We start from the raw sequence: 19,695 nt of genomic DNA, 5'->3' as shown, positions 1-19,695 counted from the left end.
AAAAGGCGAAATAATGTGATATAACAGACACATACAAAAAAGCACAAGCTAAAGTAGTATGTGTTAAGTTTTCTATGAAAACTTGACATGTAGCACCAGCCATTTGCCGAAGGCAAATTTTGCATGGCTGGTGTTCAAGAAGAAAGGAAGATGTAGATATGGATAAGAAGAATATCGATTGGGCAAACCTTGGATTTGGCTATGTTCAGACGGATAAGAGATTTGTAGCAAATTATAAGGATGGAGCATGGGATGAGGGTACACTCACAGAGGATCCTAACGTAGTATTAAACGAGTGCGCAGGTGTTCTTCAGTACGCTCAGACAGTTTTCGAGGGAATGAAGGCTTATAGAACAGAGGATGGACGTGTTGTATGTTTCCGTCCTGACCTCAACGCAAGCAGAATGGCAGACTCAGCAAGAAGACTTGAGATGCCACCTTTCCCAGAGGATAGATTTGTACAGGCAATAGTAGATACAGTAAAGGCAAACATTGATTATGTACCACCTTATGGTTCAGGTGCTACATTATATATCAGACCATATATGTTCGGCTCAAACCCTGTTATAGGTGTTAAGCCGGCAGATGAATATCAGTTCAGAATCCTTTGTACACCAGTTGGTCCTTACTTCAAGGGCGGTGCAAAGCCTATCACAATCAAGGTTTCAGATTTCGATAGAGCAGCACCTCACGGAACAGGACACATCAAGGCTGGTCTTAACTATGCAATGAGCCTTCATGCAATAGTTACAGCACACAAAGAGGGATTCGATGAGAACATGTACCTCGATGCAGCTACAAGAACAAAGGTTGAGGAGACAGGTGGAGCAAACTTCATCTTCGTTACAAAGGACGGCAAGGTAGTTACACCTAAGTCAAACAGTATCCTCCCATCGATCACAAGACGTTCACTGATGGTAGTTGCAAAGGATATCCTTGGACTTGAGGCTGAGGAGAGAGAAGTATACTTCGATGAGGTTAAGGATTTTGCAGAGTGCGGTCTGTGCGGTACAGCGGCAGTTATCTCACCTGTAGGCAAGATCAACGACCACGGCAAGGAGATCTGCTTCCCAAGCGGTATGGAGAAGATGGGACCAGTTATCCAGAAGCTGTATGATACTCTTACAGGAATCCAGATGGGCAGAATCGAAGGTCCAGAGGGATGGCTTAAGGTAATCGAGTAATGATCGAGTAATGATCGAGTAATTCGGTGTAAGATAATAAATATTGAGAACATTATAACCCCACTGATGTCTGATGGTAAGTCGGATGTCGGTGGGGTTTTTGTGTATCCAGGTTAGTTCGGTGTAAGAAAGATTAGCCCCATATACTAACAATTAGAATTGACTTGCACCGACCCTGAAGAGTTATAATTGTGTAGACAATAGAGGAAACGAAAGACAAATTGCATATCGGATAGTGCATTGAAACATAATAGAATTCATAAAACAATTATTTTGAAGGGGTGGTTACTATGATGTCATTATCAGATGCAGTAAACGGTTTCTCAGGAGAGGTAGCCTGGAACTGTGCGGACAGATCACTGTTCGGCGCATGCCAGCTTGAGACCGGAGATCAGGTGCAGGTTGTATCGTCTTACTTTGGTAATGTGATAATCAAGGTAAAGGGAAAAAGACTAGCGATAACAAGGGACGCGGCGGAGCGGATAAAGCTGGCTTAGATTGAAAGTCAGAAGAAACGGTAGTTGCTGGAGAACAGCGGCTGCCGTTTTTTTGTCATAAAAATTATTAAATCTTTATAGATATTTAATTGACTGAGAATATATGCAATGATAAACTTTCAAAGATATTCAAATAAAGTAAGAATACGCTTGGAAATGTAAAGGGGAAAACAACGTCAGCTAAAGCATGGCATTTTCTCCGTCAGAAGAAAGCGTAGATATCAGATGAATGTATCCCTGCATAATGTATATTAACGTGTACAACATAACATCACCTGTACAGGACATTTGAGGCCACCGGTCCTTAGGTGGCATGTAAGTGGCACCTTAGTACCGCTGTAGGCCGAAATGAGCGGGAGCGATCCGGTACAGGTGATGTTATGTTGTGCACATAGAAAGACTAGAGGGGGATACATTCATCTGATTAATAATTGTTCAAGGAGGAAATGACATGCAGATATTCAGAAATCTGAAGCCGTATTGGAAGTCGGTCATTATCATAGCCCTGCTTCTCGTTCTGCAGGCATACTGTGATCTGTCACTTCCGGACTACACCTCAAAGCTCATAGATACCGGTATACAGAACTACGGTATAGAGAACTGCAGTCCGCAACAGATCCCGGAGAAAGCCTACAAAGTGATAGGCGGATTTATGGATGACGATGAGAAAGCCGTATGGGAGAAATATTATAAAGATGGTTCGGATGGTTATTATTACCTGACAGAAGACGGCGAGGAACACATAGACGAAGTGGATAGTGCCTGTATGAAGGGGCTTATGATGTATTACTATCCATATCAGATGGTGAACTCTGACGAGGACAACGAGATCAAGACAGGGCTAGACAAGATGGGAATCACCCTTGACGAGATGCCGGAGGAGATGTGGGCGCAGATCGGTGAACAGATGAAGCCTACGGTTGATGGCATGCTCGACAGCATGGGTGAGGATTATATGGAATCCACAGCCATAGCATGTACAAGAATATGCTACGACAGCTTTGGCTACGATTATAAGGCAGGACAGATGTCATATCTGAAGTGGGCAGCGGTGAAGATGCTTGGAATGTCACTTCTCATGGCAGCAGCTGCGGTTCTCATAGGACTTGTGGCGTCAAGGGTTGCGGCAAGCGTTGCCTGCGGACTCAGAGAGAAGGTGTTCAACAAGGTTATCGCATTTTCTGATGCTGAGATTAACAAGTTCTCAACTGCATCTCTTATAACGAGATCTACAAATGATGTCCAGCAGATACAGATGGTTACAGTTATGATGCTCAGAATGGTTCTATATGCACCGATACTTTCTATTGGAGGAATCGTCAAGGTTGTTGAGAACGGAGCCGGAATGGGCTGGGTAATATTCATCGGCATAGCAGCAGTTGTGATCCTCATGGGAACGCTTATGGTCATTGCCATGCCAAAGTTTAAAGTTATGCAGACACTGGTGGACAGAGTAAACCTTGTGTCAAGAGAGATACTTACAGGTATCCCGGTTATCAGGGCATTTGGCAGAGAGGAACGCGAGGAAGAGAGATTCGATGAGGCAAATAAAGATCTGACGAAGAACACATTGTTCGTCAACAGAGTCATGACATTTGCAATGCCTATACTCATGTTCATCATGTATGCCATAAGCATACTCATAGAGTGGGTGGCAGCCCACAAGATTGATGCGGGTGTCCTTCAGGTAGGATCAATGACTGCATTTATTACATACACAATGCTTATCATTATGTCATTCCTTATGCTCAGCATGATGTCAGTCATGCTCCCTCGTGCCAGCGTGGCAGCAGACAGAATACAGGAGATCATAGATACGGATGTGACGGTTCAGGATGCAGCCGGGGCAAATAAGCTTGAAGCACCAAGGGGCGTTGTAAAGTATGATAATGTTGCATTTGCTTATCCGGGCGCAGATGAGAACGTGCTGGAGAATATCTCATTTGAGGCGAAGCCAGGACAGACCACGGCGATCATAGGAAGTACCGGTTGTGGTAAGAGTACACTGGTTCAGCTCCTACCGAGATTCTACGATGTTACGGAGGGCTCGATAACAATAGACGGACAGGATATAAGAGACCTCACCATGGAGAGTGTGAGACAGAATATCGGTTTTGTCCCACAGAAGGGAATCCTGTTCTCAGGAACGATTGCGTCCAATATAAGATTCGGTGCGCCGGATGCATCTGATGAAGATGTCAAGCTTGCGGCTGAGATTGCCCAGGCATCCGACTTCATAGAGGAGAAGGAACATGGTTACGACAGTGCGGTTGCCCAGGGCGGCGGAAATGTGTCAGGTGGTCAGAAGCAGCGTCTTGCAATAGCCAGAGCCATAGCGAGAAAGCCTAAGATCCTGATATTTGACGACAGCTTTTCGGCGCTTGATTTCAAGACGGATGTGGCAGTCAGAAAGGCACTTGGCGAGCATGTAAATGACAGCACGGTATTTATCGTTGCACAGCGTGTAAGCACCATACTCTCAGCAGATCAGATACTTGTGCTTGACGAGGGTACGATAGTCGGCAAGGGAACACACAAGGAACTTATGCAGACCTGTGAGGAGTACAGGCAGATAGCCGAGTCGCAGCTTTCCCCATCGGAGATAGCAGCCAGTCTTGGAACTGACTCAGAAAGGCAGGTGTAGGACATGGCAGAACAGAATCAGACAAATAATCAGAGAAGTTTCAGAGGCCCTAGAAGAGGCCACGGTCCTATGATGGGCGGCGAGAAAGCCAAGGACTTCAAGGGAACGATAGGAAAGTTATTTAGATACATAGGCAAGTACAAGGCAGCGGTTGTTGTCGTTGCTATATTTGCAATTGGAAGTACGGTATTCAACGTAGTATGTCCGAAGGTACTCGGCAAGGCGACAACAGCCCTGTCCGAGGGGATCATGAACAAGATAACAGGCAACGGCGGAATTGATTTCACGTATATCGGTAAGATATTGCTGTTCTGTCTCGGTTTGTATGTGCTAAGTGTGACATTTAGCTTTGTTCAGGGCTTCATCATGACCGGTATCACCCAGAAGGTGTGTTACAGGATGAGACGTGAGGTGTCCGAGAAGATCAACAGGATGCCGATGAGCTACTTTGAGAGCAGAACCTATGGTGAGGTACTTTCAAGGATCACAAATGATATAGACACCATGGGAAATGGTCTGAACCAGAGTATCACACAGCTCATCACATCGGTTAGTACGGTCATCGGTGTAATCGTGATGATGCTCACGATCAGCCCGCTTATGACACTTATATCAGTGCTGATACTTCCGATAAGTATCATGCTCATGATGTTTGTCATCAAGAAATCCCAGAGATTCTTCAAGCAGCAGCAGGAATACGTGGGACACATAAACGGTCAGGTTGAAGAGGTGTATGGCGGACACAATGTCATAAAAGCGTTCAATAAGGAGAACGACGTTAGAAGAGAGTTCCATGAGACAAATGAGACTCTGTACAAGTCAGCATGGAAGTCACAGTTCTTCTCAGGACTGATGCAGCCTATTATGATGTTTGTCGGCAATCTGGGCTATGTGGCAGTTGCCATATCAGGTGCGGCTCTTGCGATCAGAGGAACTATCCAGATAGGTGATATCCAGGCATTTATACAGTACGTGAAGAACCTCACACAGCCTGTTCAGCAGGTTGCCCAGGTCACAAATATGATGCAGCAGATGGCGGCAGCCGCTGAGCGAGTATTTGAACTTCTTGAAGAGAAAGAAGAGGAGCAGATAGTAGAGAATCCCGTATCCACAGAGGGAATCAAGGGTGAAGTTACATTTGAACATGTAAAGTTTGGCTACAATTCGGATCAGATCATTATCAAGGATTTCTCAGCCCATGTAAAACCGGGACAGCAGGTAGCTATAGTCGGACCTACCGGAGCGGGCAAGACTACCATGGTCAAGCTGCTCATGAGATTCTACGATGTGAATGGCGGTGCTATACTTCTGGACGGACACAATATTAAGGACTTCAACAGACGTGAGCTCAGGGATGTATTTGGCATGGTGCTTCAGGACACATGGCTGTTCAAGGGCACTATCATGGAGAATATAAGATACGGAAGACTGGATGCCACGGATGAGGAAGTAATTGCAGCGGCAAAGGCAGCTCATGCACATAGATTTATCTCGGCACTTCCGGGTGGATACAACATGGAGCTCAACGAGGAGATAACAAATATCTCCCAGGGACAGAAACAGCTCTTAACTATCGCAAGGGCAATTCTTGCTGACAATCCGGTCCTGATCCTCGATGAGGCTACATCGTCAGTCGATACGAGAACAGAACACAGGATTCAGAGAGCCATGGACAATCTGATGAAGGGTAGGACAAGCTTTGTCATAGCCCACAGACTGTCAACCATCAAGAATGCAGACATCATCCTTGTTATGAAGGACGGTGACATCATAGAGCAGGGTAACCATGATGAGCTCATGGCTCAGAATGGATTCTATGCGGATCTGTATAACTCGCAGTGGAGTTAAAGGATTTATAGATACCCATAGCTTAAAGCTATGGCAAGCCTCAAAATAATAGTATTTTCCATAGAATCCCTCCCCTGTTAGAATATCCTCAAGTTAAGAAAACGAGAAAACACTACGGAGGATAAAGACATATGAGCAAATTACAGACACCTTTCAGATACGATTTTGTAGGAAGCTTTCTGAGACCACAGGCACTCAAGGATGCGAAGGCAGCATACAGGGACGGAAAGATCACCAAGGAGGAGTTCGACAAAGTTGTTAATGAGGAGATTACCAAGGTCGTTGAAAAGCAGAAGGAACTTGGATTCCATGCGATCACAGATGGCGAGTTCAGAAGAACATTCTGGCATCTTGACTTTATGTGGGGATTTGATGGAGTTGCCCATGAGAACACTGGAAATGGTGTGAAATTCGATGCAGAGCTTGCGGTTCTTGATGATACGTATCTTGTAGGTAAGATAAAGGCAAAGGCTCATCCATTTGTTGAATATTTCAAGTTCTTAAAGCAGTTCGAGGATGAGAATACTGTTGCAAAGTATACGATACCGGCTCCTGCACAGACATTTCAGCAGATGATAGTACCTGACAATATTGCAAACACAAGGAAGTTCTATCCTACAAATGAGGAGCTTATCCAGGACATTGGAAAGGCTTATCAGGATGTTATTAAGCAGTTTTACGATGCAGGCTGTCGAAATCTTCAGCTTGACGATTGTACATGGGGCGCCATAGTGGGGGATGCAGCAAAGCAGAGATATAGGTCGCTTGGAATATCACTTGAGGATGTCAAGAAGGAGCTGCTTGCAGTGAACAACCTTGCTTTGGAAGGAAAGCCGGAGGATATGGTCATCACTTCACATATCTGCAGAGGAAATTACCACTCAACATTCTTCACAAGCGGTCCTTATGACACAGTTGCAGATTATGTATTTGCAAATGAAAATGTAGATGCGCTGTTCCTTGAGTATGACGATGAGAGATCAGGCGGATTTGCACCTCTTGCAAAGGTTTCAGAGAACAAGAAGGTCGTGCTCGGACTCATCACAACAAAATCTCCGGTTCTTGAGGATAAGGAGAAGGTCATTGCAAGGATCCATGAGGCTGCAAAGTATGTACCACTTGACAGATTATGCCTGAGCCCTCAGTGTGGATTTGCATCTTGTGAGATCGGAAACAAGCTGACAGAGGAAGAGCAGTGGGCAAAGCTCAAGCTCGTTAAGGAGATAGCAGAGGAAGTATGGTCATAAAATAGAGTATTATAGAAGTGAAGTGGCGGCGAACAGAAGCAAGAATCTGTTCGCCGCTTTTTTGTGTTATGAAATCTGTTATATACAAGCCTGATCGATATATGATACTATTAAGAAACGCGGAATCCTTGCGGGAGTTATATTCCCAGTGCTTTTGGTCGTGAGGATACTTCTTCTGAGAAAGAAGAATGCTAAAGAAAATGTATGTTAAAAAGCAGAAATATAGATATAGTTAGGAGTTAGATTCATGAAAAAGATTGTAGAGATGTGGAATAGGGTGTCGCTGATCGCGAAGATATTGGTTGGAATAGTGATCGGTGCGGTGCTGGGACTTCTGGTGCCGGGGGCAACGGGAATAGGCCTGATCGGAACCATGTTCGTCAGGGCGCTCAAGGCAATTGCGCCGATACTGGTGTTTGCCCTTGTCATCAGCTCAATTGCAAATGCAGGAAAGGGAAATGGCCAGCAGTTCCGTATGGTGACGATCATGTATATGCTCAGCACGCTATGCGCAGCGGTGGTGGCGGTGAGCGCAAGTTTTATTTTCCCTGTAACCATGACACTGGACCTTGAATCATATCAGGCGGATGTCGTCCCATCGGGAATCATGGAGGTCCTCCAGAATCTTTTGCTCAACATCACCGATAATCCCGTAAATGCGATACTCAACGCAAATTATCTCTGCATACTTGCATGGGCACTTTTGTTTGGACTTGCCATGCGACGGACAAGCAAGTCTATAAAATCTGCACTTGTATCCATATCGGATGCGGTATCAACCGTCGTGAGGTGGATCATCGGGTGTGCACCATTTGGAATCATGGGACTTGTGTTCACGACAGTATCGGAGAGTGGATTGTCGATATTCAAGGAATATGGCAGATTGCTGCTTGTGCTTGTGGGCGCCATGCTTACGGTTGCATTGATCGTAGATCCGCTCCTTGCGACTATCGTCTTAAGGAGAAATGCATATCCACTTGCGTGGAGATGCCTCAGAGAGTCAGGTGTGACGGCGTTCTTCACCAGAAGTTCTGCGGCAAATATCCCAGTGAACATGTCACTTTGCAAAAGACTTGGACTTGACCCGGATGTGTATTCGGTATCCATACCGCTTGGCGCGACCATCAATATGGATGGTGCCGCCATCACTATAACTATAATGGCGCTTTCCGTTGCAAATACCATGGGAGTGTCGGTTGACGTTCCGACAGCACTCATGCTCAGTCTTATGGCAACCCTTGGCGCGTGCGGTGCCTCAGGTGTTGCGGGAGGTTCGCTGTTGCTCATTCCTATGGCGTGCTCGCTGTTTGGAATCCCACAGGATATATCCATGCAGGCTGTTGCTGTCGGAATGATCATCGGAGTGGTCCAGGATTCACTTGAGACGGCAATCAACTCATCGGGAGATGTACTCTTTGCCGCTACAGCGGAGTACAGACAGTGGCAAAAGGATGGCAGAGAGTTTAAGATAGGCGCCATCGTGAATCCAGATGAGTAGGATATTCCCATATAAAAAATAATCGGGCATGTTCAGGAAGAAACATACCCGGTTGTTTTTGTCTTTATATTCCTCGTATCCCTGATTCTACAATTCCATTTGAATCTTTAGAGATTCCCTCAAGAATATGCGGAATTACCAACATATCCGTTCCGCATTTAGGACATGCCGCAATTCCCAGCAGTTCGTTGGTGATTTCCAGACGATATTCAGACTGATATTCTATACCATCTTTCTGCCACATAAAAATGTGTCCGCATTTGAAACACTGCACTTCCCTGAATGTATTTCCCATAATAAATAATAACCTCCGTTGCAGTTTAGTCGTATTTTTAGTTTAACTCATCACTATTGACAATGAAAGAAACAACAGGTTTATCTTCATTAAATGCAATATTAAATATACAATATCCTAAACATGGTTTGCAACAGATGAAGAACTTTTATATAATTGTAGACAGTATGCGGAAGCTGGAAACGAAGATAACATGTGGGAATTGAAAGAAAAACAGAAAAATGAACACTATGAAGAATGAGCCATTGTCTGGCAGATCAATGCCAGAGAATAATAAAACAGAATACAAGGCACATTACCATCTGCCCGGACTTTTTGAATTCTACGAGCTGTACAAGGTATTTCTGCCACTATACCGTGAGCACAGGGAATATTTTTACGACTGGTGTGATATCGGCTCGGTGTATGGAGCACCGGAAGACTGCCTCTGGGGTGGTGGCAGAGTGGGATATGGCGACAGCGATGCCGGAGATGTGCTGGAGTTTATGAGTGAGTATGGAATATCGGCGAGGCTGACTTTCAGCAACTCATTGTTAAGGCCGGAACATCTTGCGGATAAACGGTGTAATGATTTGTGCAGAGCGTTTGAGAAGGGTGATATTCAAAACGGCGTCATAGTCCATTCGGAGTTGTTGCTTGACGATCTGCAGGAGAACTATCCGGGACTATATATGGTTTCATCTACAACAAAGGTCATTACGGACTTTGGCCAGTTTTCGGCAGAGCTTGACCGGGATGAATTCCGATATGTTGTGCCGGATTTCCGGCTGAACAAAGCATTTGACAGGCTGGGGGCGCTTTCGCAAATGCAGAAAGACAAGGTGGAATTCCTGTGCAACGAATGCTGTTGGTTCTCCTGTCAGGACAGGAAAGCCTGCTATGAGGATGTGAGCCGTATGGCTCTCGGTGAGAGATCAATTCACCGCTGTACATCGCCGAACGCAGCAGGTGGCTATCGTTTCTCCAAAGCGATGGAGAATCCCGGATTTATAGGTATAGATGATATAAGGAACATTTACCTGCCGATGGGATTTTCCAATTTCAAGATAGAGGGAAGAAGTCTTGGGAGTGCCATAGTGCTGGAATTTCTGCTATACTATATGACAAAGCCAGAGTATCAGCTGAGGGTAAGAGAAGAGATATATCTTGACAATACGCTGGATCTGTTCTAGGCGTGCGTGGGCATTAGTCAGGGGCTGCGGATAGTACGGGAGGATAATATAGGCAGTCGATATGTACTTGAAACTTGCAGAGCATGTTTTGGCAGCTCATGAAGATAACAGAAAATTGGTGGTTGAAGGGAGAACTGTGTATGGAAAGAATAAAGAATTTATCTAAGACGCAGAAGGTTCTAATGATCATTATAGTGGCAATGGTCATAGCATTTTCCATAATTTATCCGATTATAATGTCCATAAAGGGAATAGAATTCAGGGGTGACTTTCTGCCCCGAAAAGAAGAACAGGGAAATGTGACATATACAGATGGACATACAAGTATCACAGTATATGATGACCAGAGGATAGAATTTAAGTGTTATCACCGATTTACAGGAGATGAATATAGGGACATAACATATGGACCATATAGCTGGATGGAGGATTCTTCTGTCATACCGGCAGGGACAGAGGATGGCATGTTATCATCTGATGATTATATCGGAGTAAAGATCATGGAGGGTGATAAGGTGTTTTTTAGAGGCGCTGTCTCAAAAGATGGATACATGGTATACAATGCGGACGGCACGATGACCAACGATTTTGATGTGGTTTTAGGAGATTATTATGCAAATCCGCCGGATATTTATGAAATAGTGAAGTTTATTACTGGTCCGCAGACTACAAACAGAGGAAATATAGTATTATATATATTTGGAATCATTATATGCATTATTGCAGTCGTAAGTATGCTGTTTCCAGATGAACTTTTCAGATTGGCCATGTGGCCCAGGGTGAGAAACCTGTATGATGTTGAGCCGTCTGACTGGGAACTTACAGTCCGTGTTATCGAGTGGTATGTGCTTACGATTGGTGCATTTGTGGTATTTGTGATCGGACTTACGATGGGCAGTGTGACGTGACGACTCCGGACGAGTGATAGACAAAAGCGCTTAGCATATAGACAAATAGATGAAAGGATAACTTGAACGATATGGCATACACACCTAATGATATATATGGTTATATAATAGAGAATGACAAAGAATCAGAATTCCTACAGGCAATAACACTCCATAAACAGAACTTTTCCATAGGAGAGATTACAGACAGGCGTTTTCTCGTAAAAGAAGACAAGACGGTAAAGTTTATATCAAAGATGTATAAGATAAATATACAGATCACGGATGACGACATCATAACAGCGGTCATGAATGGCCTCTATGTGAGTGCATTTATCTCAAGACAGGGCGATGCCTACAATGTGCATTTTCTCGTACATGCGTATCCGGAAAATATGAAGTCGCAGTTTGAGGATGAGATATTAAAGGAAGTGCTTCGGTATATGATCATGATGACTATTGTACGGCTGAGACTGGATACGTCGGAGAAGGTGGAAGAATATCTGGGGAGCAGGGAGTAGCACTTTATGTAAATAAAGCTTATAGCCGCACCCCTGGCTTTTTTTATGAATAATATTTGGCTGTTATAAAGTTGTTTTGATGAAACAAAAAAGCTGTCTGAAATAATTCAGACAGCTTCTGTCACGTGCGCAAGAGGATTCGAACCCCCGACACCTTGGTCCGTAGCCAAGTGCTCTATCCAGCTGAGCTATGCACACATGTTGCTTAACAACATCAGTTATACTACAACAGATTTGATAAAATGTCAAATGAAAAGTTGCAAATATTTCAATTTTTTCATTCTACCTGAGGTTGAAAAATATCAGTAATAAATAACTGTAGTTATTCTTCAGGTGATTCTCTCTTAAGTTCAGGAATATACCTCTGACCATATATGCTGTTCTTGATGGACTGCATCTCAAGGTCTGTTGCGGATATCACATCTGCGCATTTCTTAAGTCTTGCGGATATCATGTCTACGTTCGGGATATCCTTCTTATATCTGAGCTGGTGATCCAGGCTCGCCCAGAAGTCCATCGCGATTGTTCTGATCTGTACCTCCACACGCATATTCCTTGTGTGGTCTGCGAAGAACACAGGAATCTCGACTATGACATGCAGACTGCGGTAGCCATTTGGCTTTGGATGCGATATGTAGTCTTTTGCCTCGATCAGGGTGATGTCGTCCTGACTTATGAGCTTTTCTGCCACCATATATATGTCGTCGATGAATGGGCAGATGACTCTTATTCCGGCGACGTCATCCAGATTGTTCAGTATACTTGCACATGTCACCGGACAGCCCTTGCTTGCAAGCTTTTTGGCAATGCTGACAGGCTTCTTGATCCTTGACTGTATGAATTCTATAGGATTTCTCTTATATCTTACGCTGAAATCATCGTTCAGCACTTCAAATTTTGTCTTCACCTCTCTGATGGCACATGAATACATCATCATGATCTCCTCAAAACTATGCATCTCCTGCATGAAAGGATTTTCCTCCGGGCGCAGGAGTGAATTGATGTATTTGCTGTTCAGAGCGTTTGTCTGTATTGATTCCATAACTCCTCCAAAATGTAAAAAAACTGGAATGGTGTGTCCTGTTGCACAACTATGTGTATTATACTACATTCCACTTGTGCTTAAAAATAAAATTTTATAAAATACCTGTGAATGATCAATAAATACTGACAGGCATAACCCTTTTGCTTTATTTGTCAGTTCACAGAGTCAGGAGAAGACAATGAGCTATTTTGATGAGATGATCGCCACGGAGCGTATACCGGATTCCTATGTGGGATGGGAACAGTACAGACGTGAGGTGACGGAATATATAGAAAATAACTGCCGGGTAAAAAAAGAATCCGGGCAGGATGCAGATGCAGCGAATTCAAAGCCTGTGCTTGCACTGTGGGGAATAGGGCCGGCCGGCGATATAGATATAGGAAGATTGGCAGATAATTACAGGCTGGTGCTCATAGACAGAGACAGGGAAGCTGTGCTTTCGGCAGTCAGGGAATATGGGCTGAAGGAACAGGATTATATAATAGCGGATATTCCATTCTGGCATGTAGACGATGACCAGTACCGCTTGTATGAGGCGATGCTTGAGGACTGTGCGGACACCGAGCATATACTTGAGTTCCTGACAGGCATAGCGACTGCCAATTCCGGTAAATATATTGGCAGAACGGAATCTGGGGATATAGTAAATGACACCGACAGGTATCTTGATATATTTGATTACAGTGTGGCGGTCGGGCTTCACAGCCAGCTAAATTCCAGATTTGCGGCATTGCTTTACCACTACAGGGACAATTATCATGACGAGGATCTTAGACTCATAAGCAGTGCCATCTCGGGGCTGAACGAGGCGGCGGTGGAGAGACTCAATGACTACATGTACCATATGACAAAGGATGTCCTCATATATGGATATGAGGTCGCTGCATGTGAGGATCAGACATGCGCAGAGAAGCTTGCAAATGCATTTGACAGGCGGGATGTGGAGACGATGAAGTCGGTGGAGCACATAGAAGGTGTGGCACAGCTCATGAAGGATATGTCGCTTCATATGAACTACGACGTGGAGCTGGTTGACAGCCGCCATATGGTATGGCCATTTGACACGGCCGGTGGCAGGAAAAATTACGTGATGGGATTTGCCGCCATGCGGAAGATATGATGTTGCAAATAGGCGGAAAAGATTAAAAAGTTAAATGACATTCCATAAAAATCAGTTGATATAACGTATATTATCATGAGGAGGGAGCTATGACAGACAGAGAATTTGAACAGTGCATGTCTGCGATGGCGGCGGGCGACAGGGATAGCCTGCGGCACATATATGATGCGTATCTGAAGCTCATATATGCTGTGGTGTACGACACCATAGGACAGCGCGAGGAGGCTGAGGATGTGACATCGGAATTCTTCATCAAGCTGTACAGCATTGCGGGAAGCTATAAGCCGGGAAATGGACATAAGAAATGGCTGGTCACGATCGCCCGGAATATGGCGGTGGACAGGATCAGGAAGATAGACCGTGAGGCTCTGGTGGATGAGATACCGGAGACCGGGCAGAGTGGCAGCATGGAGGAACAGGTTGTGAACAGCGTGTCACTGAAGGTGGCCATGGAGTCGCTTAAGCCTGATGAGCGGGAGATAGTTGATATGAAGGTGGCTGGAGGATTTACCTTCAGAGAGATATCAGAGATAGTTGGCAAGCCGATGGGAACAGTCACGTGGCTTTACAACAGTGCGATCAAGAGACTTAGGAGGTGCAGACTATGAACAGACATGAAGATGAACTGGAAAAGGAAATAGCTGACAAATATATAGAGAATATGGATGCACCTGATCTCTGGGGAAAAATAGAGGCAGGACTTGATGCGGTGGATGCGCATCGGGTGCAGGATAAGAAATCTGGAGATAAGAAGTTTGGAGTCAAGAAAGACCGTAAAGACAGGAACAGAAGAACCATCCAGATCGTTTCCGGTCTTGTGGCAGCGGCAGTGGTGTGTGTGCTGATCGTAGCCGGACCGTTAAGGAACAGCCGTAAGAGGGCAAGCGATAAGACAGCGCAGGACAACAGTGTGAAGGTGACTTCGGATGAAAGTTATTATGCACAAGAAAGTGACGCGGCTGCGGCAGACGATATTCAAAGCGATGCTGCTGAAATGGCAGAAAACGCCACGGCGAGTTATGATGTACAGAGAAATACTGATGCTCAGAATTCTGTGAATAGTGCTGACTATATCCCCATGATCATGTTGGATGGTGTGCTCTACAGGGACACATACGACATGGTCGATGCTGACAGCGTGGATGAGAGCAAAGCGGCCTACGCTGAGAGCTACACCGATGGCGTGCCGGCAAATGACGGCGAGGTCAACTTTGACATGAACCCATCCAGAAACTCAGCCTACATTGTGTGTGATGATGGCAGCCTTGTAGTGAAGGTTGAGGGCAACTGGTACAGATTTGAGAGGGCAGAATAGCACAAACAAATCAAAAATTAAAAAAATACAGAAATTACCATAAAAAATAATAATCCCTTCGTATATAGAATATAAAGCTTGACCGGTAGCTTGAAATTCATATTACGGAGGGATTTTTTATGATGAAATATAATTCAAAAATATTTGCAAGATCCATATGCGCAGTTATGGTAGGGGTTATGATGGTAGGAGGTCTTACGGGCTGTGGTAACGATGATGCAGTAGATGGCAGGGGAATGCGCCTTGAAAAACAAAATGGGGATAAGACAGAGATAACAGGGATCGCAGAAAAGTACAGGGAAAAAGAAAGTAAGCAAAAAAAGAAGTCGTTGCAGGACAATGGCTTGAGTGGAATATTCAACAGTACGTCGAATGATGTTATGTATGCGGAGGAAGCTTGTGATGTGGCAACAGTCGCTGGAGATACAGCGATGGTGACAGATACTTCAAATTCTATGTATACAGAGATCGCCTACGATACGAGAGAGTATGACAGCGTGGCGGAGAATGGATTTGTATCCACAGCGGACAGACCTCTCTCCACATTTGCGGTGGACAGGGATACGGCATCATACAGCAACGTCAGGTCGTATATAGAGTCAGGCTGTCTCCCACCGGACGGAGCGGTGAGAATAGAGGAGATGCTGAACTATTTTACCTATGACTACAGAAAGAAGCCTGAGGATGGAGAGAAGTTCTCCATATACACAGAATATTCGGATTGTCCGTGGAATAAGGACACAAAGCTCATGATGGTTGGGATCAACACGGATGAAATAGATTTTGAGGACAAGAAGCCTTCAAATCTGGTGTTCCTGATCGACACCTCGGGATCCATGTATGAGGACAACAAACTCCCTCTCGTGCAGCAGTCATTTGCCATGCTGGCGGAGAATCTGGATGAGAACGACAAGGTGAGCATAGTCACATATGCGGGTGAGGATACGGTGGTGCTATCGGGCACATCCGGCTCAGAGCAGTACACGATAAATGAGGCGCTTTCGAGTATGACAGCCGAGGGCTGTACCAACGGCGGAGATGCCATCATCACAGCTTACGAGCTGGCGGAGAAGAACTTTATAGAGGGAGGCAACAACCGTGTCATACTTGCAACGGACGGGGATCTGAACGTGGGGCTTACCAGTGAGAGCGACCTTGTGGATCTGATAACCGAGGAGAAGAAGGAAAACAACATTTTTCTCAGCGTGCTTGGGTTTGGAACGGACAATTTGAAGGACAACAAGCTTGAGGCTCTTGCTGATAATGGTGATGGAAGCTATGCGTTTATAGATTCTGCGTATGAGGCAAAGAAGGTGCTGGTGGACGAGATGGGCGGCACGTTGAACACTGTTGCAAAAGATGTGAAGTTTCAGATAGAGTTCAATCCGGCAAATGTCAAGGGTTACAGGCAGATAGGTTATGAGAACCGCGCCCTTGCGGATGCGGACTTTGCAAATGACGCTGTGGACGGCGGCGAGATAGGCGCAGGACATATGGTGACGGTGCTCTATGAGATAGTGCCTGCGGGATCAGACTTCGATGTGCCTGCAGCCGAGCACAAATACGGACAGGATTCCAATCAGGCAAATACATCGGATACTGCATCACAAGACGTTAAGGATAAGTCTGATAGCGCAGAGAACTATACCGGTGAGCTTGCGACAGTGAACGTAAGATACAAGGAGCCGGATGGAGATAAGAGCAGTCTTGTGAGCCGTGTGGTGAAGACTGACAGCTACAGCAGCGAAATGTCCGTTGACATGAGTGCGGCAAGTGCCGTGGCGGCCTATGGTATGATCCTCAAAAACAGTGAATATGTGGGTTCTGCAGATTTTGATATGGTTATGGCTCTTGTTGGCGGTAAGGTGGACAGTTCAGCCGGCAGTGGCGATATTATCGCTATGCAGTGGCAGGGCTTTGCAGACATGGTACGTCAGACTCAGAAAATCAAGGGTTAGAGAAAACTCTTTTATTTTATTGATAATTCTTGTATAATAACAAATTAGAGTGTCTTATTAGACGAAATAAATTAAAAATATCAATAAATAGACAGGAAGGGTAAGATTCATGGGCGAAAAAAAGATTATGCTTGGTAACGCAGCCATCGCCAGAGGCTGTTATGAAGCGGGTGTCAAGGTATCAGCGGCATATCCTGGAACACCAAGTACAGAGATCAGTGAGAACATGGTGCAGTACAAAGGAGATATCTACTCAGAGTGGTCACCAAATGAGAAGGTAGCCACAGAGGTAGCGATCGGTGCATCATTTGCGGGAGTGAGATCAATAGTGTCGATGAAGCATGTAGGTGTGAACGTGGCATCAGATCCGCTGTTCACCGCAGCATACACAGGTGTGAACGGAGGTATGGTACTTGTTGCAGCAGATGATCCTGGAATGTACTCATCACAGAATGAGCAGGATTCAAGACTTGTAGCAAGAACAGCCATGATCCCAGTTGTTGAGCCATCAGACAGCCAGGAGGCAAAGGATTTCACAAAGTATGCATTTGAGCTGAGTGAGAAGTATGATACTCCTGTAATGCTCCGTACAACCACAAGACTCTCACACTCACAGGGTGTTGTAGAGCTCTGTGACAGACAGGAGATTCCTGACAAGCCATATGAGAGAAATATAAAGAAATATGTCATGATGCCTGGTAACGCTATACCACGTCATGTATTTGTAGAGCAGAGACTCAAGGACATGGCAGCAGACGGAGCTGACATGCCGATCAACAGAGTTGAGATGAGAGACAAGAGTGTGGGTGTCATCACCAGCGGTATCCCTTACCAGTATGTCAGAGAGGCTATGCCAAACGCATCAGTCTTAAAGCTTGGCATGGTAAATCCACTCCCAAGAAAGATGATCGAGGACTTCTGTGCACAGGTAGACAAGGTGTATGTCATCGAGGAGCTTGAGCCACATATCGAGACTCAGGTCAGATCATGGGGAATAGATGCAGTCGGTAAAGACCTGCTCACAGTTCAGGGTGAGTACAGCGCAAATATGCTCAGAGAGAAGCTTCTCGGCGAGAAGGTAGAGACAGCCGAGGCTGCTCAGGTTCCAGCCAGACCACCTATCCTCTGTCCTGGATGTCCACACAGAAGCGTATTCTCAGTCCTCTCAGAGCTGAAGATCCACGCTGCAGGAGATATCGGATGTTACACACTCGGAGCTGTCGCACCGCTCAGTGTTATTGACACAACAGTCTGCATGGGTTCATCCATCTCTACCCTTCATGGAATGGAGAAGGCAAAGGGCAAGGATTATATAAAGAACTGGGTAGCGGTCATAGGTGATTCAACATTCCTTCACACAGGTGTGAACTCACTCATGAACATGGTATACAACCAGAGCACAGGAACAGTCATCATACTTGACAACTCGACAACAGGTATGACAGGACATCAGGAGCACGCCGCAACAGGTAAGACACTGATGGGAGATCCTACATACGCCATTGATATTTACAATCTCTGCAAGGCACTGGGAATCCAGAACGTCCATGAGATAAATGCATTTGATATAGAAGGCCTTAAGAAGCTCATCAAGGAGGAGACAGCAAAGGATGAGGTATCAGTCATCATCACAAAGTCACCTTGTGTACTCTTGAAGACGACTAAGATAACAGGAAGATGCAAGGCAATACCTGAGAAGTGCAAGAAGTGCGGTATGTGCTTAAAGCCTGGATGCCCTGCAGTTATCAAGCAGGAGGATGGAACCATCCGTATAGATGACACACTCTGTACAGGCTGTGGACTGTGCATGAAGCGTTGTAAGTTCGATGCTATAGAAAGGGAGGAGTTCTAATCATGGAGACAAAGAATATTATGATCGTCGGCGTAGGCGGACAGGGAACACTTCTCACAAGCCGTATACTCGGTGGAATCACCACGGCAGCAGGTTATGATGTAAAGCTCTCAGAGGTTCACGGAATGAGCCAGAGAGGTGGAAGTGTTGTTACATATGTAAGATATGGTGAGAAGGTAAATGAGCCTATCGTGGAAGAGGGATGTGCAGATGTCCTCATAGCATTTGAGAGACTTGAGGCACTCAGATATGCACACTTCCTGAAGAAGGATGGAGTTATCATCGTAAATGACCAGAGAATAGATCCTATCACTGTAGTTACAGGCGCAGCACAGTATCCTGATGGAATCATCGAGGAGCTCAGCGGCAAGTACAAGGTTATCTCAGTTGATGCCATGGACGAGGCCAAGAAGCTTGGCAACAACAAGGTATTCAACACAGTCATCATAGGAATCGCAGCACAGCACATGGATTTCTCACATGATGCATGGGTTGAGGTGATCAAGAACACTGTTCCACCTAAGACAGTGGAGAAGAATCTGGAGGCATTTGAGGTTGGATACAACCTTAAGTAATTTGATGATTTTTAGTACAAAAGACGGATTTTGACAT

Annotated in this window: 17 protein-coding genes and 1 tRNA gene; 15 read left to right on the top strand and 3 right to left on the bottom strand. The window is 45.2% G+C overall.

The annotated features are described in order from the left end of the window. The first annotated feature begins 119 nt into the window (after positions 1-119). From DW025_RS02930 to sstT, 6 genes are all read left to right on the top strand, one after another. The gene (locus DW025_RS02930) at positions 120-1,184 is read left to right on the top strand and encodes a branched-chain amino acid aminotransferase (RefSeq protein WP_270227997.1); all 1,065 of its coding nucleotides are present in this window, start codon (positions 120-122) and stop codon (positions 1,182-1,184) included. A gap of 290 nt (positions 1,185-1,474) precedes the next feature. Next, positions 1,475-1,681, top strand: a complete 207-nt coding sequence (locus tag DW025_RS02925; protein ID WP_117551278.1) for a FeoA domain-containing protein — start codon at positions 1,475-1,477, stop codon at positions 1,679-1,681. A gap of 451 nt (positions 1,682-2,132) precedes the next feature. Next, a complete protein-coding gene (locus DW025_RS02920; RefSeq protein ID WP_119998638.1) occupies positions 2,133-4,325 on the top strand; it encodes an ABC transporter ATP-binding protein in 2,193 nt (730 codons plus the stop codon). A gap of 3 nt (positions 4,326-4,328) precedes the next feature. Continuing rightward, positions 4,329-6,173, top strand: coding sequence for an ABC transporter ATP-binding protein (locus DW025_RS02915; protein ID WP_119998636.1), 1,845 nt, complete (start codon positions 4,329-4,331; stop codon positions 6,171-6,173). Between the two features lie 131 nt (positions 6,174-6,304). Further along, complete coding sequence (locus DW025_RS02910; protein ID WP_119998634.1) at positions 6,305-7,420, top strand: 5-methyltetrahydropteroyltriglutamate--homocysteine S-methyltransferase; 1,116 nt, start codon at positions 6,305-6,307, stop codon at positions 7,418-7,420. Between the two features lie 247 nt (positions 7,421-7,667). After that, entirely contained in the window at positions 7,668-8,918 is a 1,251-nt protein-coding gene (sstT, locus tag DW025_RS02905) for a serine/threonine transporter SstT (protein ID WP_004853725.1), read from the top strand. A 64-nt stretch (positions 8,919-8,982) separates the two neighbouring features. Here sstT and DW025_RS02900 read toward each other — a convergent pair whose 3' ends face one another. Then, complete coding sequence (locus DW025_RS02900) at positions 8,983-9,213, bottom strand: hypothetical protein (RefSeq protein ID WP_119998632.1); 231 nt, start codon at positions 9,211-9,213, stop codon at positions 8,983-8,985. A 230-nt stretch (positions 9,214-9,443) separates the two neighbouring features. On the opposite strand from DW025_RS02900, the gene DW025_RS02895 reads away from it, so the two are divergent. From DW025_RS02895 to DW025_RS02885, 3 genes are all read left to right on the top strand, one after another. Continuing rightward, complete coding sequence (locus DW025_RS02895) at positions 9,444-10,385, top strand: hypothetical protein (protein ID WP_119998915.1); 942 nt, start codon at positions 9,444-9,446, stop codon at positions 10,383-10,385. A 140-nt stretch (positions 10,386-10,525) separates the two neighbouring features. Continuing rightward, the gene (locus tag DW025_RS02890; protein WP_243104875.1) at positions 10,526-11,293 is read left to right on the top strand and encodes a hypothetical protein; all 768 of its coding nucleotides are present in this window, start codon (positions 10,526-10,528) and stop codon (positions 11,291-11,293) included. Between the two features lie 71 nt (positions 11,294-11,364). After that, the gene (locus DW025_RS02885) at positions 11,365-11,793 is read left to right on the top strand and encodes a hypothetical protein (RefSeq protein ID WP_117551288.1); all 429 of its coding nucleotides are present in this window, start codon (positions 11,365-11,367) and stop codon (positions 11,791-11,793) included. 124 nt (positions 11,794-11,917) lie between these two features. On the opposite strand, the gene DW025_RS02880 is transcribed toward DW025_RS02885, so the two are convergent. Continuing rightward, positions 11,918-11,991: transfer RNA gene (locus DW025_RS02880), tRNA-Arg, on the bottom strand. 124 nt (positions 11,992-12,115) lie between these two features. Beyond that, positions 12,116-12,835: a GTP pyrophosphokinase gene (locus tag DW025_RS02875; RefSeq protein ID WP_117551290.1), complete on the bottom strand. Its 720-nt coding sequence runs from the start codon at positions 12,833-12,835 to the stop codon at positions 12,116-12,118. Positions 12,836-13,016: 181 nt separating this feature from the next. Between DW025_RS02875 and DW025_RS02870 the strand changes: the two genes are divergently transcribed. The 6 genes from DW025_RS02870 (at position 13,017) to DW025_RS02845 (ending at position 19,658) form a co-directional block, all read left to right on the top strand. Next, a complete protein-coding gene (locus tag DW025_RS02870) occupies positions 13,017-13,958 on the top strand; it encodes a hypothetical protein (RefSeq protein WP_055147942.1) in 942 nt (313 codons plus the stop codon). Between the two features lie 89 nt (positions 13,959-14,047). After that, positions 14,048-14,566, top strand: a complete 519-nt coding sequence (locus DW025_RS02865; RefSeq protein ID WP_015533439.1) for an RNA polymerase sigma factor — start codon at positions 14,048-14,050, stop codon at positions 14,564-14,566. After that, the gene (locus tag DW025_RS02860; protein ID WP_055274038.1) at positions 14,563-15,273 is read left to right on the top strand and encodes a hypothetical protein; all 711 of its coding nucleotides are present in this window, start codon (positions 14,563-14,565) and stop codon (positions 15,271-15,273) included. Before DW025_RS02865 ends, DW025_RS02860 begins: the two co-directional genes overlap by 4 nt. A gap of 119 nt (positions 15,274-15,392) precedes the next feature. After that, complete coding sequence (locus tag DW025_RS02855; protein WP_119998631.1) at positions 15,393-17,231, top strand: vWA domain-containing protein; 1,839 nt, start codon at positions 15,393-15,395, stop codon at positions 17,229-17,231. 109 nt (positions 17,232-17,340) lie between these two features. Beyond that, positions 17,341-19,083, top strand: a complete 1,743-nt coding sequence (iorA, locus tag DW025_RS02850; RefSeq protein ID WP_119998629.1) for an indolepyruvate ferredoxin oxidoreductase subunit alpha — start codon at positions 17,341-17,343, stop codon at positions 19,081-19,083. A 2-nt stretch (positions 19,084-19,085) separates the two neighbouring features. Then, a complete protein-coding gene (locus DW025_RS02845; RefSeq protein ID WP_015533435.1) occupies positions 19,086-19,658 on the top strand; it encodes an indolepyruvate oxidoreductase subunit beta in 573 nt (190 codons plus the stop codon). The last annotated feature ends 37 nt before the right edge of the window (positions 19,659-19,695 follow it).

It is taken from the genome of Coprococcus sp. AF38-1 (genome assembly GCF_003603945.1).
Classification (GTDB): domain Bacteria; phylum Bacillota; class Clostridia; order Lachnospirales; family Lachnospiraceae; genus Coprococcus; species Coprococcus aceti.
This window is presented reverse-complemented; position numbering and strand designations above follow the sequence as displayed.